The 14344-nt window shown below is 73.4% G+C and carries 13 protein-coding genes and 1 pseudogene; 4 read left to right on the top strand and 10 right to left on the bottom strand.

Annotated features, from left to right (window positions below; genetic code table 11):
• Nucleotides 1–94: 94 nt before the first annotated feature.
• Both ACFYPD_RS29820 and ACFYPD_RS29815 read left to right on the top strand, forming a co-directional pair.
• On the top strand, nucleotides 95–451 hold the full coding sequence (locus ACFYPD_RS29820) for a YkvA family protein (RefSeq protein ID WP_387120656.1): 357 nt from the start codon (nucleotides 95–97) through the stop codon (nucleotides 449–451).
• A 76-nt stretch (nucleotides 452–527) separates the two neighbouring features.
• Nucleotides 528–1898 carry a cystathionine beta-synthase gene (locus ACFYPD_RS29815; RefSeq protein WP_387120653.1) on the top strand — a complete coding sequence of 457 codons (1371 nt, stop codon included), beginning with the start codon at nucleotides 528–530 and terminating at the stop codon, nucleotides 1896–1898.
• A 53-nt stretch (nucleotides 1899–1951) separates the two neighbouring features.
• Here the strand turns inward: ACFYPD_RS29815 and ACFYPD_RS29810 are convergent, their stop codons facing one another.
• The 10 genes and pseudogenes from ACFYPD_RS29810 to ACFYPD_RS29765 form a co-directional block, all read right to left on the bottom strand.
• Complete coding sequence (locus tag ACFYPD_RS29810; RefSeq protein ID WP_387120650.1) at nucleotides 1952–2902, bottom strand: S1C family serine protease; 951 nt, start codon at nucleotides 2900–2902, stop codon at nucleotides 1952–1954.
• Nucleotides 2903–2946: 44 nt separating this feature from the next.
• Nucleotides 2947–3456, bottom strand: a complete 510-nt coding sequence (locus ACFYPD_RS29805) for a GNAT family N-acetyltransferase (protein ID WP_387120647.1) — start codon at nucleotides 3454–3456, stop codon at nucleotides 2947–2949.
• The gene (locus ACFYPD_RS29800) at nucleotides 3453–4379 is read right to left on the bottom strand and encodes a ribonuclease Z (RefSeq protein WP_387120645.1); all 927 of its coding nucleotides are present in this window, start codon (nucleotides 4377–4379) and stop codon (nucleotides 3453–3455) included. Before ACFYPD_RS29800 ends, ACFYPD_RS29805 begins: the two co-directional genes overlap by 4 nt.
• 363 nt (nucleotides 4380–4742) lie before the next feature.
• Entirely contained in the window at nucleotides 4743–5918 is a 1176-nt protein-coding gene (locus ACFYPD_RS29795; RefSeq protein WP_387120642.1) for an osmoprotectant NAGGN system M42 family peptidase, read from the bottom strand.
• The gene (ngg, locus tag ACFYPD_RS29790; protein ID WP_387120639.1) at nucleotides 5915–7741 is read right to left on the bottom strand and encodes an N-acetylglutaminylglutamine synthetase; all 1827 of its coding nucleotides are present in this window, start codon (nucleotides 7739–7741) and stop codon (nucleotides 5915–5917) included. Before ngg ends, ACFYPD_RS29795 begins: the two co-directional genes overlap by 4 nt.
• 2 nt (nucleotides 7742–7743) lie before the next feature.
• Nucleotides 7744–9528 carry an N-acetylglutaminylglutamine amidotransferase gene (locus ACFYPD_RS29785; protein ID WP_387120636.1) on the bottom strand — a complete coding sequence of 595 codons (1785 nt, stop codon included), beginning with the start codon at nucleotides 9526–9528 and terminating at the stop codon, nucleotides 7744–7746.
• A gap of 204 nt (nucleotides 9529–9732) precedes the next feature.
• Nucleotides 9733–9813 (bottom strand): annotated as a pseudogene (locus ACFYPD_RS29780) (peptide-methionine (S)-S-oxide reductase); the annotation flags it as partial.
• Between the two features lie 49 nt (nucleotides 9814–9862).
• On the bottom strand, nucleotides 9863–10225 hold the full coding sequence (locus tag ACFYPD_RS29775) for a YciI family protein (RefSeq protein ID WP_387120633.1): 363 nt from the start codon (nucleotides 10223–10225) through the stop codon (nucleotides 9863–9865).
• 214 nt (nucleotides 10226–10439) lie between these two features.
• Nucleotides 10440–11111, bottom strand: a complete 672-nt coding sequence (gene msrA, locus ACFYPD_RS29770) for a peptide-methionine (S)-S-oxide reductase MsrA (RefSeq protein ID WP_387120631.1) — start codon at nucleotides 11109–11111, stop codon at nucleotides 10440–10442.
• A gap of 76 nt (nucleotides 11112–11187) precedes the next feature.
• Nucleotides 11188–11601 carry an HIT family protein gene (locus tag ACFYPD_RS29765; RefSeq protein ID WP_387120628.1) on the bottom strand — a complete coding sequence of 138 codons (414 nt, stop codon included), beginning with the start codon at nucleotides 11599–11601 and terminating at the stop codon, nucleotides 11188–11190.
• Between the two features lie 168 nt (nucleotides 11602–11769).
• On the opposite strand from ACFYPD_RS29765, the gene ACFYPD_RS29760 reads away from it, so the two are divergent.
• Both ACFYPD_RS29760 and ACFYPD_RS29755 read left to right on the top strand, forming a co-directional pair.
• Complete coding sequence (locus tag ACFYPD_RS29760) at nucleotides 11770–12912, top strand: cystathionine gamma-synthase (RefSeq protein ID WP_387120625.1); 1143 nt, start codon at nucleotides 11770–11772, stop codon at nucleotides 12910–12912.
• Between the two features lie 16 nt (nucleotides 12913–12928).
• A complete protein-coding gene (locus tag ACFYPD_RS29755; protein WP_387120622.1) occupies nucleotides 12929–14341 on the top strand; it encodes an amidase in 1413 nt (470 codons plus the stop codon).
• The last annotated feature ends 3 nt before the right edge of the window (nucleotides 14342–14344 follow it).

Here is a 14344-nt window from a genome sequence, read left to right as displayed (position 1 = left end):
GTCACGGCTGGGACGGGACGGTTCCGGGTACCGGTAGGTCAGGGGCGGGCTTGCGCCGGGCCCGCACCCTGGTCGAGCGGAAAGGGGCGAGGAGATGGGTAAGACGTTGAAGCGGAGCGCGGCCTTCACCGCGCTGGCCCGGGCGCTGGCGGCCGGGGCCCGGGGTGGGCCGTCGCTGGGCGCCCGGCTGGCGGCGCTGCCCCGGATGATCCGGGCTACCGCCCGGGGTGAGTACGACGGCGGCCTGCGGCTGGCCCTGATGGCCGGGGCCACGGCGTACATCGTCTCGCCGATCGACCTGCTGCCGGAGATCCCGCTGGCGATCTTCGGCCTGGCCGACGACGCGGTGATGGTCACCTGGCTGGCCGGCAGCGTGCTCGCTGAGACCGAGCGCTTCCTGGAGTGGGAGGCACGTCGCAGGTCCGTCATCCCGGGGCATGTGGGGCCCTGACGGCACGTACCCTGGGCGACGAACTGACGACTTTCCGGCCGCCCCACGACGGCGGCGCAACGAAGGGCACAACGAGGTGCAGTACTACGACAACGTGGTCGACCTGATCGGCAACACCCCGCTGGTACGCCTGCGCAACGTCACCGAGGGCATCCAGGCGACCGTGCTGGCGAAGGTGGAATACGTCAACCCGGGCGGTTCGGTCAAGGACCGGATCGCGCTGCGGATGGTCGAGGACGCCGAGAAGGCCGGGCTGCTCCAGCCGGGCGGCACGATCGTCGAGCCGACCAGCGGCAACACCGGCGTCGGGCTGGCCCTCGTCGCCCAGCTCAAGGGCTACAAGTGCGTCTTCGTCTGCCCCGACAAGGTCAGCCAGGACAAGCAGGACGTGCTGCGGGCGTACGGCGCCGAGGTGGTGGTCTGCCCGACCGCCGTGGCGCCGGAGGACCCGCGCTCCTACTACAACGTCTCCGACCGGCTGGCCCGCGAGATCCCCGGCGCCTGGAAGCCCAACCAGTACAGCAACCCGGCCAACCCGCGCTCGCACTACGAGACCACCGGGCCGGAGATCTGGCAGCAGACCGAGGGGCGGCTCACCCACTTCGTGGCGGGCGTCGGCACCGGCGGCACCATCTCCGGCATCGGCCGCTACCTGAAGGAGGCGTCCGAGGGGCGGGTCCGGGTGGTCGGCGCGGACCCGGAGGGTTCGGTCTACTCCGGCGGCACCGGCCGGCCCTACCTTGTCGAGGGCGTCGGCGAGGACTTCTGGCCGGAGACCTACGACCGGGCCGTGGCCGACGAGATCGTCGAGGTGTCGGACAAGCAGTCCTTCGAGATGACCCGGCGGCTGGCCCGTGAGGAGGGGCTGCTGGTCGGCGGCTCCTGCGGCATGGCCGTGGTGGCCGCCCTGGAGGTGGCCCGCAAGGCCGGCCCGGACGACGTGGTCGTGGTGCTGCTGCCGGACAGCGGCAAGGGCTACCTGTCGAAGATCTTCAACGACACCTGGATGGCCCGCTACGGCTTCCTGGACAACTCGGGCACCGAGCCGACCGTGGCCGCCGCGCTCGCCGGCAAGCCGGGCGGCCTGCCCGAGCTGGTGCACGTCCACCCGACCGAGACGGTCCGCGACGCGATCGACTACATGCGCGAGTACGGCGTCTCCCAGCTCCCGGTGCTCAAGGCCGAGCCGCCCGTGGTGACCGGCGAGGTGGCCGGCTCGATCGCCGAGAAGGACCTGCTCGACGCGCTCTTCACCGGCCAGGCCCACCTGCACGACACGATCGAGCGGCACATGGCCGACCCGCTGCCCATGATCGGTGGCGGCCAGCCGGTGAGCGAGGCGGTCGCGCTGCTGGAGAAGGCCGACGCCGCGCTGGTGCTGGTCGACGGCAAGCCGAAGGGCGTGCTGACCCGGCAGGACCTGCTCGCCCACCTCGGCGCCCGCTGACCCACCTCGACACGAGGGCCGCACCCCGGGCGGGGGTGCGGCCCTCGTTCGCGTCAGCGGCTCAGCTCGGTGGGCACCGCCACCACGTCCACGTACGCGCCCTTGCGCAGCACGGTGACCGGCAGGCGGGCGCCGATCGCCGGGCCGAGCATCAGCCGCTGCAGGCCCTGGCCGTCCTGCACGGGCCGGCCGCCGGCTGCCACGATCACGTCGCCGAGGTAGAGCCCGGCCATCCCGGCCGGGCTGCCCGGCACCACCTCGACCACGCGCAGCCCGCGCCGCTGCCCGGTCCGGGCGGTGATCTCCGGTGGCAGCGGCACCGGCACGCCGGCCACGCCCAGCCAGGCCCGCCGAACCCGGCCGTCGGCGGTGAGGTCGGCGATGATCTGCCGGGTGGTGGCGTTGACCGGCACGGCCAGCCCGAGGCCGTACCCGGCGACCGCCGTGTTGACCCCGACCACCCGGCCGGCCGAGTCGGCCAGCGCGCCGCCGGAGTTGCCCGGATTGAGTGCGGCGTCGGTCTGGATGACGTCCTCGATGAGCCGGGTGAGCCGCCCGTCGCGGGCCGGCAGTGACCGGCCCAGCCCGGAGACCACCCCGGCGGTGACCGACCCGGCCAGCCCCAGCGGGTTGCCGACGGCGACCACCAGTTGGCCGATCCGCAGCCGGTCCGCGTCGCCCAGCTCCACCGGCGGCACGGTCACCCGCTCCGCCCGCAGTACGGCCAGGTCGGAGAGCGGGTCGGCGCCGACCACCCGGAAGCGGGTCTCGGTGCCGTCGCCGAAGGCGGCCGACCCGTCCTGGGCGCCCTGCACCACGTGGGCGCTGGTGAGCAGCAGCCCGTCCGGGCCGATCACCACGGCCGAACCCGCGCCGGCGCCGAGCGGGGTCCGCACCGCCAGGGCGGCCACGCTGGGCAGCACCCGGGCGGCCACGCCGGTCACCACCCGGGAGTACGCGTCGAGCGCGGCGTCCTCCGCCCCCTCGGTGTGCTCGGTGTCCATGCCGGTCCCAACGCGCCGGCATCGACGCCCATGCCCCGATCCGCTCAGAGCGAACGGCGGTAGCGGAGTTGGGGGACGAGGGTGGTGCCGATGACGTCGTCGCGCTGCTCGCCGGTGAAGGTCCAGCCGCCGCGCTCGTAGAACCGGCGGGCGGTCGCGTTCTCCCGCAGCACCCAGAGCGCCGCCCGGGACCAGCCGCGGGCCCGCATCGCGTCGAGGGCGTCGACCATCAGTGCCCGACCGGTGCCCCGGCCCCGCTCGGCCGGCTCCAGGTGGATGGCGTTGAGCAGGCCGGTGGCCGGGTCGCCCTCGTCGTCCGGCCCCAGGTAGCTGAAGCCGACGAGCCGGCCGTCCCGCTCGACCACGGTCATCCGGTGGTCGGCGCCTTCCCAGGTCACCCGCTCCGTCCAGTACCGGCCCATCGCCTCCGGGGTCGGATCCGCCAGCGCCTCCGGGGGCAGGAACGACGAGTACGCCGCGACCCGGGACCGTTGATGCAGGGCGCCGACCGCCATGAGGTCGGCCTCGGTGGCGGGGCGCAGGGAGACCGTCACCCGGCCGAGGCTACCCGCCGGGGCGGCACCGGCACGGTCATCAGGTCCTCGGCGATCACCAGTTCCCCGGCGAACGCGGAGGCCTCGTCGGCGAAGCGGCGCGGGTCCGCGTACCGCTGGGAGAAGTGGGTGAGCACGAGCGTGCGTACGCCCGACTCGGCCGCCACCCGGGCGGCCTGGCCGGCGGTGAGGTGGCCGACCTCGGCGGCCAGGGCCGCCTCCGACTCCAGGAAGGTCGACTCGATGACCAGCAGGTCGGCGTGCTCGGCCAGGGCCCACACGCCGTCGCAGAGCCCGGTGTCCATGACGAAGGCGAACCGCTGCCCGGGTCGGGTCACGCTCACCTCGTCCCGGGTGACGTGGCGTCCGTCCAGGTCCAGGTGGCCGTCGCGGAGGAGCTGCCCGACCGCCGGACCGGCGATGCCGTACGCGAACAGCTTCTCCGGCAGCATCCGGCAGCCGTCCGGCTCGACGAGCCGGTAACCGTACGTCTCGATGGGGTGCCGCAGCCGGCGGGCCTCCAGCGTGCCGATGCCCAGCGTGATCCGCTGCCCGTCCGCCTCGATGGGCTCGACGGCCAGCTCGGCGGTCTCGTAGAAGCTCGTCGCGTGGCGCAGCCGGGCGAAGTATTCGGCGCCGCCGGCGGGGAAGTGCACGGCCACCGGGTGCGGTACCCGGTCCAGGGAGAGCCGCTGGATCATGCCGGGCAGGCCCAGGCAGTGGTCGCCGTGGAAGTGGGTGACGCAGATCCGGGTCAGGTCGGTGGCGGAGATCCCGGTGTGCAGCATCTGCCGCTGGCTGCCCTCGCCGGGGTCGAAGAGGAGCACCTCGTCGTCCCAGCGCAGCAGGTAGCCGTTGTGGTTGCGCTGCCGGGTGGGTGCCTGACTGGCCGTACCGAGGATCGCCAGCTCGCGCATCGACACGGCGGCCTCCTCCCAGCCGGGCTGACCGGTCCGGCTCCGCCGGACATGAAGCGACCCCCGGGGCTTCCGCGCTCGCGCGCGGGCCGGCTGGACTGGGCCGGCACCCCGGGGGTCGGGTGGCTGTCGTGGTTTCGCCGCACCGCTGCCACACGGTCTCGACGATGGTGCCTTGTGCCCGCCTCGCGGCGGACGGGATTTCACTGTCGAGGACAGCGGCTAGCGGACAGCCACCTCACGAGTCCGATTGCTATACAAGTCTGGACCACCTCCTTTCCCGTGTACCGCCACGCTATCGACTTCCCGTCGGGCTCGGCAACGGATTTGGATCACAGGCCCGACCCGGAATCAGGAGCGCCGGCCCGATCAGTCCACGCCGATCGGGCCCTCGCGTGGCCCCTCCGCGGAGGCGGGCTGGACGGCCAGCGACGGGAAGTCGGCCAGGTCGCCCTCGGGTTCGGCGTCCCACTCGGGGAAGACCAGCGGCTTCTGGAGATAGAGGCAGAGCAGGTGGGCGAGGTGCCGCAGCCCGTCCAGGTGGGTGCGCTCGTGCCCGTGGGTGGCGTCCACGCCGAAGCCGAGCAGCGCCACCCGGGCATGCGCGCCCGCCTCGACCGCCGCCGCCACGTCCGAGCGGTAGTAGTCGAAGACGTCGCGGACCAGGTGGACGCCGTGCTCCCGGGCGATCGCGGCCAGGTGCCGGGTGAGGTGGTAGTCGAACGGGCCCACCCCGTCGCCCATGGCCAGCGTGGCGGCGTCCTCCCGGGACTGCTGACCGGGCGCGACCACCGCGGCGTCCACCGAGACGATCTCCGCGACGTCGGGGTCGAGGCCGTGGCTGGCCCCGTGCCCGATCTCCTCGGTGACCGTGACCAGCAGGTGCGCGGTGACCGCCGGCGTGACGCCCGCGTCGACCATCGCCTTGAACGCGGTCAGCACCGCGGCCACCCCGGCCTTGTCGTCCAGGTGCCGGGACTTGACGTACCCGCTCGGGGTGATCGTCGGGTTGGCGAGCAGCGCGACGAAGTCCCCGGCGTCGACGCCGAGCGCCCGGAGCCCGGCCTCGTCGGTGACCGGCTCGTCGACCCGGACCTCGACCAGCTCCCAGCCGACGCCCTGGAGGTCGACGCCCTCGTTGTAGCGGTGCCCGCTGGCCTTCAGCGGCAGCACCTGGCCGGTGAGCACCCGGTCCAGGTCGTCGGTGAAGATCCGCACCTGAGCGCCCTCGGCGAAGCGGGCGCTGTGCGTGCCGATCGGCTTCACCTCCAGCCGGCCGTTGTCCTTCAGCCGCTTCACCATGCCGCCGATGGTGTCGGTGTGCACCACGATCGCCCGGTCGGCGCCGGTCGACCGCGGCCCGGGCAGGGACGCGCTCAGCGCCCCGCGCCGGGTCAGCGTCGAGCCGATGCCGAGCGCCGAGAGCCGCTCACCCACGTACTGCTGCACGTGGTCGGTACGCCCCGACGGGCTGGGGATCTCCAGCAGCTCCACCAGCACCTGGCGCAGGTAGTCGAGGTCGAGCTCCAGCGGCTTCGGGCTCACGCGGCCCCTCCCGTGCCGGCCGGCGACCAGAGCCGCCGCGGCGCCCGGGTGCCGGGGAAGAGCAGGTCGACGAAGCGTTCGGCGGTCGGCTGCGGCTCGTGGTTGGCCAGGCCGGGCCGCTCGTTCGCCTCGATGAACACGTGCTCCGGCCGGTCGGCGGCGGGAACCAGCAGGTCCAGCCCGGTGACCGGGATGTCCAGCGCCCGGCTGGCCGTCACGCACGCCTCGGCGATCGCCGGGTGCAGCTCGGCGGTCACGTCGTGGATGGTGCCCCCGGTGTGCAGGTTCGCGGTCCGGCGGACCGCCAGCACCTGCCCCTCGGGGAGCACGTCGTGCATCCGGTAGCCGGCCTCGGCCACCACCTCGCGGGTCATGTCGTCGATGGGGATCCGGGACTCGCCGCCCGTGGCGGCCGCGCGGCGGCGGCTCTGCCGCTCGATCAGCTCGGTGACGTCGTGCACCCCGTCCCCGGTGATCTGCGCGGGCCGGCGGACCGCCGCGGCCACCACCTCGTGGTCGATGACGACCACGCGCAGGTCCTCGCCCTCCCGCAGCTCCTCGATCAGCACGTCCGGGCAGAACCGCCGGGCCAGCTCGACGGCCGCGGTCAGCGCCTCCGGCGTGCGTACCCCGACGGTGATGCCGTTGCCCTGCTCGCCCCGGGCCGGCTTCACCACCACCGGGCCGACGTCGGCCAGGAACGCCAGGTCGTCGGCGTCGCCGGTGGCGGTGCGGCCGCGCGGCACCGACAAGCCCGCCTCGGTGAGGATGCGCCGGGTGACCCGCTTGTCGTCGCAGCGGCTCATCGCCACCGCCGAGGTCAGCTCGGAGAGCGACTCGCGGGTGTGGACCGTCCGGCCGCCGCTGCTCAGCCGCAGCTCGCCCCAGCGGGGATCGGTCACCTCGACCCGGATGCCGCGCCGCATCGCCTCGTCCGCGACGATCTTCGCGTACGGGTTGAGCTCGTCGTAGCCCACGGGCATGGCGGGCAGGAACAGCCGCTCGTTGATCGGGTTCTTCCGCTTCACGCAGAGCGTCGCGGTGCGGTGGAAGCCGAGCCGCTCGTAGAGCCGGATCGCCCCCGAGTTCTCGGCCAGCACCGACAGGTCCACGTACGCCCGGCCCCGCGCGTCGAGCCGGTCGGCCAGCGCGGTGAGCAGCGCCTGACCGGTGCCGGGCGGGGCCGTGTTGAAGTCCACGGTCAGGCACCAGAGGCTGGCGCCGTTCTCCGGGTCGCCGAAGACCGCGACGTGGTCCACCCCGGTGATGGTGCCGACCACCTCGCCGGTGGCGTCCTCGGCGACCAGGTGCAGGAACCGGTCGGTGCCGGCGTTGTCGACCAGCACCTCCACCGGCGCGGTGACCATGCCGTTGCGGGCGTAGATCCGGTTCACCGCGTCCGCGTCGTCCGCGTCGCGCAGCGGCCGGACGGTCAGCCCGGGGACCTCGCCGCCCTCGGTGGCGGCCGGCCGCCGCTCGCCCAGCGGCAGCCGGTAGGTCAGCGACGGGTCGATGAACAGCTCGTCGGGGAGGCGGGAGACCAGCACGTGCGGGTCGCGCAGGTAGATGCAGATGTCCCGGGCGCCGACCGCCTCGGAGCGCAGCACGTCGGCGACCTCGACCTGCTCGGCGAAGGTCTGCCCGAAGACCAGCCGGCCCCAGCCGCAGTCCAGCACCACGCCGGACCCGTCGGCGGGCTGCCGGCGCGGCTCGGGGGTGCCGGGCGCCACCGGGTCGCCGCCCGGGCCGACCCGCTCCCGGCGCCGGCCCGGCAGCCGCTCCCGATCGGTACGCGCCGCCCCGGTCGCGAGGGTGTCGGTCACGGTCAGTCGATTCCGTGGCTCTGGAGCCACATTTCCAGGAGTCCCAGCTGCCACAGCTTGTTTCCGTTCAACGGGGTCAGTTCGGCGTTCGGGTCGGCGAGCAGCGCATCGACGTAGTCGGCGCGGAACAGGTCGCGGCGGCGGGCTTCCGGCGCGGTGAGCGCGTCGCGTACCCGGTCGAGGAGCTTGTCCTCCAGGTGGGTGAGGCCCGGGACGGGGAAGTAGCCCTTCGGCCGGTCGATGACCTCGTGCGGCAGGACCCGCCGGCCGATCTCCTTGAGCACGCCCTTGCCGCCCTGGGCCAGCTTCAGCTCCGGCGGGCAGCTCGCGGCCAGCTCGACGAACTCGTGGTCGAGGAACGGCACCCGGGCCTCCAGCCCGTGCGCCATGGTCATGTTGTCGACCCGCTTGACCGGGTCGTCGGTGAGCATGACCTGGGTGTCGATCCGCAGGCCGGCGTCCACCGCGGTCTGCGCCCCGGGCCGGCCGAGGTGCGCGGCCACGAACTCCCGCGCCGGGTCGCCGTCGGCCAGCCACGCCGGGTTGAGCACCCGGGCCAGGCCGGCCGCGTCGCGGTCGAAGAACGCCGACGCGTACGTCTCCAGCGCCCGCTCCCGGTCCACGCCGGCCAGCGGCGGGTACCAGTGGTAGCCGCCCAGGATCTCGTCCGCGCCCTGACCCGACTGGACCACCCTGACGTGCCGGGCGACCTCCTGGCTGAGCAGCCAGAACGCCACGCAGTCGTGGCTCACCATCGGCTCGCTCATGGCGGCGACGGCGGCCTCCAGCGGCGGCAGCAGGTCGCCGGTGGGCACCCGGATCTGGTGGTGGTCCGTGCCGAAGGTCTTCGCGACCAGGTCGGAGTAGACGAACTCGTCGCCCTCCCGGCCGCCCACCGCGTCGAAACCGATGGAGAAGGTGGCCAGCCCCGACTGGCCCTCGCCGGCCAGCAGCGCGACCACCAGGCTGGAGTCGAGCCCGCCGGAGAGCAGCACGCCCACCGGCACGTCGGCCACCATCCGGCGGCGGACGGCGGTGGTCAGCGACTCCAGCAGCGCGTCCTGCCAGTCCCGCTCGGACCAGCCGGCCCGCTCGGCGGATCGGGTGAAGGCCGGGTCCCAGTAGACCCGGTCGTGGGTGGTGCCGTCCGGCTCGTACACGCGGACCGTGGCCGGGGGGAGCTTGGCGACGCCGCGCAGGATCGTCCGCGGCGGCGGCACGATGCTGTGGAAACTCAGGTAGTGGGCGAGGGCCACGGGGTCGATGCCGGTGTCGACGCCGCCGCCGGCGAGCAGCGCCGGCAGGGTCGAGGCGAAGCGCACCACGCCGGGGCTCTCGGCCAGGTAGAGCGGCTTGATGCCGAGCCGGTCCCGGGCCAGCACCAGGCGGCCGGTGTCGCGCTCGCTGATCGCCACCGCGAACATGCCGACCAGGTGGTCGACGAAGTCGAGCCCCCACTCGGCGTACGCCTTGATGACGACCTCGCTGTCGCCCGCCGAGAAGAAGCGGTGCCCCCTGGCCTGCAACTCCTCGCGCAGCTCGCGGTAGTTGTAGATGCAGCCGTTGAAGACGCCGGTGAGCCCGGCGGCCGGGTCGACCAGCGGCTGGCCGCTGGCGGCCGAGAGATCGATGATCTTCAGGCGGCGGTGGCCGAGGGCGACCGGCCCCTGGGACCAGACCCCGCTGTCATCCGGGCCCCGGTCGCTCATGGTGGCCGCCATCCGCTCCACCGCCGCGACGTCGGCCCGCGATCCGTCCCGTCGGAACTCTCCTGCCAGTCCGCACATGCCGGGCAATGCTGCCAGACGTTGTTGCAGTTCGCCTGTTGAGCTGATGTCGGTGGCGTTACGTCTTTGCTAGGATGCGCGCTCCCGACGAGCCGGCGGCTGGCCTGGGCAAAGATCCGGTAGTCGGGCGGGCCGGGTGCCCGAATCGGACCGGGCCCACGGTGTGACAAACACCGCAGGCCCGGGAAACGCTCGTCGGGTCGGTCAGCCGGCGGTGCGCGCCACGCCCACCGGGCAGCTCAGGCCGTTGGGGCCGTGGTTGCAGTAGCCGTTCGGGTTCTTGGACTCTGGCGCAGGGTGTAGTACTTCGCAGCTGGGACCGCCGACTCCCCACTCACTCATCACCGGGTTGCGGGCCGCGGCCGAACCGTCGGACCTCCTGGGGCCAGCCGCATGCTTCCGCGAGCTTGCCGGCCCACATCCGGGCCGATTCCTCGTCGGCCACGTCCACAACGGTCAGCCCGCCCAGCCACTCCTTGGTTTCGACGTAGGGCCCGTCGGTGAACATCAATGTGCCGCTCGTGGCGTCCGCGCTGAAGACAGGGGCGTCCTCTTCCAGGCCCCCGGCGAACACATATGCCCCGGCTGCCTTGATCTCGTCCACGACCGCCGCAGCGAGCGGCCCGCGCCCGCGAAACCACTCCTCGGTGTGGTCGCCCACCCACTGCTGGTTGAAGTAGATGAGGTACTCGGCCATGTCTGCTCCCTCGTCTCGGGCGGACCTTTGTCTGCCTCCATCTTCGCTACGAACGGCGCCGGGCGGATACGACACCTCAGGCCGGAAATTTCCACGTCGATGTTGGCGGGGGAGCGGTGGTGCGGGTCCGTCACCGGTCCACGTAGGCGAGCGACGCGAGCGATGCGTGCGGTTGTCGTTCCGTTTGGGGTGGCGGCCGGCTCTGTCCAAGAGACTAGTGAAGGTCGGACGGCACCCGGGCGACGCCGACGGGGCAGGTCAGGCCGCTGGGGCCGTGGTTGCAATAACCGTTCGGGTTCTTGGTCGGCGCGAGGTACTGCTGGTGGTAGTCCTCGGCGAAGTAGTAGTCACCGAGGCGGGCGATCTCCGTGGTGATCTCACCCTTGCCGGCCCGCGCCACGATCGGCGCGAACGCGTCCCGCGAGGCCTGCGCGGTGGCCAACTGCTCGTCGGTGGTGACGTAGACGGCCGACCGGTACTGCGTACCGACGTCGTTGCCCTGGCGCATGCCCTGGGTCGGGTCGTGGTTCTCCCAGAAGACCTTGAGCAGGTCCTCGTAGCTGATCTTCGACGGGTCGTAGACCACCTGGACCACCTCGGCGTGCCCGGTCATCCCCGAGCAGACCTCCTCGTACGTCGGGTTCGTGGTGTATCCACCCGCGTAGCCGGCCGACGTGGTGATGACGCCGGGGAGGGTCCAGAACAGCCGCTCGGCACCCCAGAAACAGCCCATCCCGAAGACGGCAACCTGCGCGCCCGGGGGGAATGGGCCCTTCAGCGAGGACGGCAGAACCTCGTGCCGGTCGGCGATCGGCATCGCGATCGGACGGCCCGGCAGGGCCTGGTCGGGAGAGATCATCTCGGCCTTGATGCGGCGAAGGAACACGGTGGGACTCCTCTCTTGGCTTTCCCAGCGTGTGCAACAGCGCCGGTCCCCGGTTCCTTACCCGACGGTCCCGGGCTCAGGCCAGCGCGGCGGCGACCCGGCCCGCGACGTCCTCGGCCTCCGCGTCGTCGGCGTAGCGGGTGCGCGGCCAGAAGAAGCCGCGCAGCCCGTCGCCCTTGGTCCGCGGCACCACGTGGGTGTGCAGGTGGGGGACCGACTGGGACACCTTGTTGTTCATCGCCACGAACGTGCCACCGGACCCCAGACCGGCCTCCACCGCGACGGCGAGCCGCTGCACCAGCCGGAAGTAGCCGGGCAGCGCGTCGGCCGGCAGGTCGGCCAGGCTGACCAGGTGGGTGCGCGGCACCACCAGCACGTGCCCCTTGAACACCGGGCGGGTGTCCAGGAAGGCCACCCCGTCCGCCTCGTCGGCGACCCGGAACGCCGGCACCCCGCCCGCCACGATCCCGCAGAACACGCACCCAGCCACCCGCCCAGGCTAGGTGTTGCCCTGTGCTCTTGCCGGTTTCCCGCGCCGATCTTGGCGACCTGTCGTTCGCCCGGGAACGGCAACTCGCCAAGATCCACACCATGCGCCAGCGCGGGTGCCGGGCGGGTTCCGGGCGGTGGGACGGGCGGGCGGACTAACGTCTCGGGAATGAGTCACGGCTTCGAGACGCTCGCCATCCACGCCGGTCAGGACCCCGAGGCCCGCACCGGCGCGGTGATCCCGCCGATCTATCAGACCAGCACCTACGCCCAGGACGCCGTCGGAGCGCCCCGGGAGGGCTACGAGTACAGCCGCTCCGGCAACCCGACCCGGGACGCGCTCCAGGAGTGCCTGGCGGCGCTGGAGGGCGGGCCGGTGGGGCTCGCCTTCGCCAGCGGCCTGGCCGCCGAGGACGCCCTGCTGCGGACCGTCTGCAAGCCGGGCGACCACGTGGTGATCCCGGACGACGCGTACGGCGGCACCTACCGGCTCTTCGCCAAGGTGGCCGAGCGCTGGGGGCTGGAGTACACCCCGGCCCGGGTCTCCGACCCGGACGCGGTGCGGGCCGCGATCCGCCCCGGCGCCACCCGGATCGTGTGGGTGGAGACGCCGACCAACCCGCTGCTCGGCATCGCCGACATCGCCGCGCTGGCCGCCGTCGCCCACGAGGCCGACGCGCTGCTGGTGGTCGACAACACGTTCGCCTCGCCGTACCTCCAGCAGCCGATCGCGTTCGGCGCGGACGTGGTGGTGCACTCCACCACCAAGTACATCGGCGGACACTCCGACGTGGTCGGTGGCGCCCTCGTCGCGGCCGACCGGGCGCTCGGCGAGGAGCTGCGCTACCACCAGAACGCGATGGGCGCCGTCAACGGCCCGTTCGACGCCTGGCTCACCCTGCGCGGCATCAAGACCCTCGGGGTACGGATGGACCGGCACTGCGACAACGCCGAGCGGATCGCCGCCTACCTGGACGGTCACGCCAAGGTCGCGCAGGTGATCTACCCGGGGCTGCCGGCGCACCCGGGTCACGAGGTGGCCGCCAAGCAGATGCGCCGGTTCGGCGGGATGATCTCCTTCCGGGCGGCGGGCGGCGAGGAGCACGCCGTGGAGATCTGCAACCGGGCGAAGCTCTTCGTGCTCGCCGAGTCGCTCGGCGGGGTCGAATCGCTGATCGAGCACCCGGGACGGATGACACACGCGAGCGCTGCCGGCTCGCCGCTTGAAGTTCCCGGCGATCTCGTGCGACTGTCTGTCGGCATCGAGACGGTCGACGACCTGCTCGCCGATCTGGAGCAGGCGCTGGGCTGACCGCTGGCTGGGGAGGATGGCCGTGCAGGACATCATGCCGACGACCTGGGTGGGGGCGACCGCCAAGCAGATCGCCCGGGGCGTACGCCGGGGTGACGTCTCCGCCACCCAGGTCGTGGCCGACCACCTCGACCACATCGCCCGGGCCGACGCCGACCTGGCCGCGTTCCGCTCGGTACGCGGCGGCGAGGCGATCACCGAGGCGGAGAAGGTCGACGAGCAGGAGGACCTGGCCAACCTCCCCCTGGCCGGCGTGCCGATCGCGGTCAAGGAGAACACTCCCGTGGCCGGCCTGCCGACGTGGAACGGGTCCGCCGCCGTGCGTACCGCGGTGGCGGAGGCCGACCACGAGGTGGTCCGCCGGCTGCGCGGCGCGGGCGCGGTGATCCTCGGGGTGACCCGGATGCCCGAGCTGGGCCTCTGGGCCCTCACCGACGACGAGACCGGGGTGACCCGCAACCCCTGGGACCCGACGCGGACCCCCGGCGGCTCCTCCGGCGGCGCGGCCGCCGCGGTGGCCGCCGGGCTGGTGCCGATGGCGCACGGCAACGACGGCCTCGGCTCGATCCGCATCCCGGCCGCCTGCTGCGGGCTGGTCGGGCTCAAGCCCGGCCGGGGCGTGGTGCCCTGCCAGCTCGGCGCGGACGACTGGTTCGGCCTCACCGAGCACGGCGTGCTGACCGGCACGGTGGCCGACGCGGTGGTCGGCTTCTCGGTGCTGGCCGGGCGGCGCCCGGACAAGCTGGTCCCGCCGCCGCGGCTGCGGGTCGGCGTCTCGCTCCGCTCCCCGGTGCGGGGCGTCTCGCCGGACGCGCCGAACCGCGACGCGGTCGCCGCCGCCGGCCGGCTGCTCGCCGCGGCCGGGCACGACACCGTCCCCGCCGACCCGGTCTACCCGACCCGGCTCGGGCTGCAGGGCATCGCCACCTGGTTCGCCGCGGCCGCCACCGAGGTGCAGGCCGCGGGCGTGGAGCGGCGCGGGCTCCAGCGGCGCAGCCGCCGGCACGTCGCGCTCGGCGAGTGGGCGCAGCGCCGGGGGTACGTGCGCGAGGCCGACCGGGCCGCCTGGCGCGAGCGGTCGGTGAACTTCTTCGCCGACCAGTCGGTCGACCTGCTGCTCACCCCGGCGCTGGCCGGCCCGCCGCCGGAGGCCGCCGGCTGGTCCGGCCGGTCCTGGCTGGCGAACATGAAGGCCAACATCCGGTACGCCCCGTACGCCGCGCCGTGGAACATCGCCGGGCTGCCCGCGATCGTGGTGCCGGTCGGCCGCCGCCCGGACGGCCTGCCGGTCGCCGTGCAGTTCGTCGGCCCGCCCGGCTCGGAGCTGCTGCTGCTCGGCGTCGCCGGCCAGTTCGAGATGCAGGCGCCGTGGCAGCGGCACGCCCCCGGCTATCCCCGGGTGGGCACGGGGTCGCCGGCCCACGCATGATCG

The organism is Micromonospora sp. NPDC005299 (assembly GCF_042872345.1).
Classification (GTDB): Bacteria; Actinomycetota; Actinomycetes; order Mycobacteriales; family Micromonosporaceae; genus Micromonospora.
Note: the sequence above shows the minus strand (reverse complement) of the source record. Positions and strands in the feature narration are given on the sequence as shown.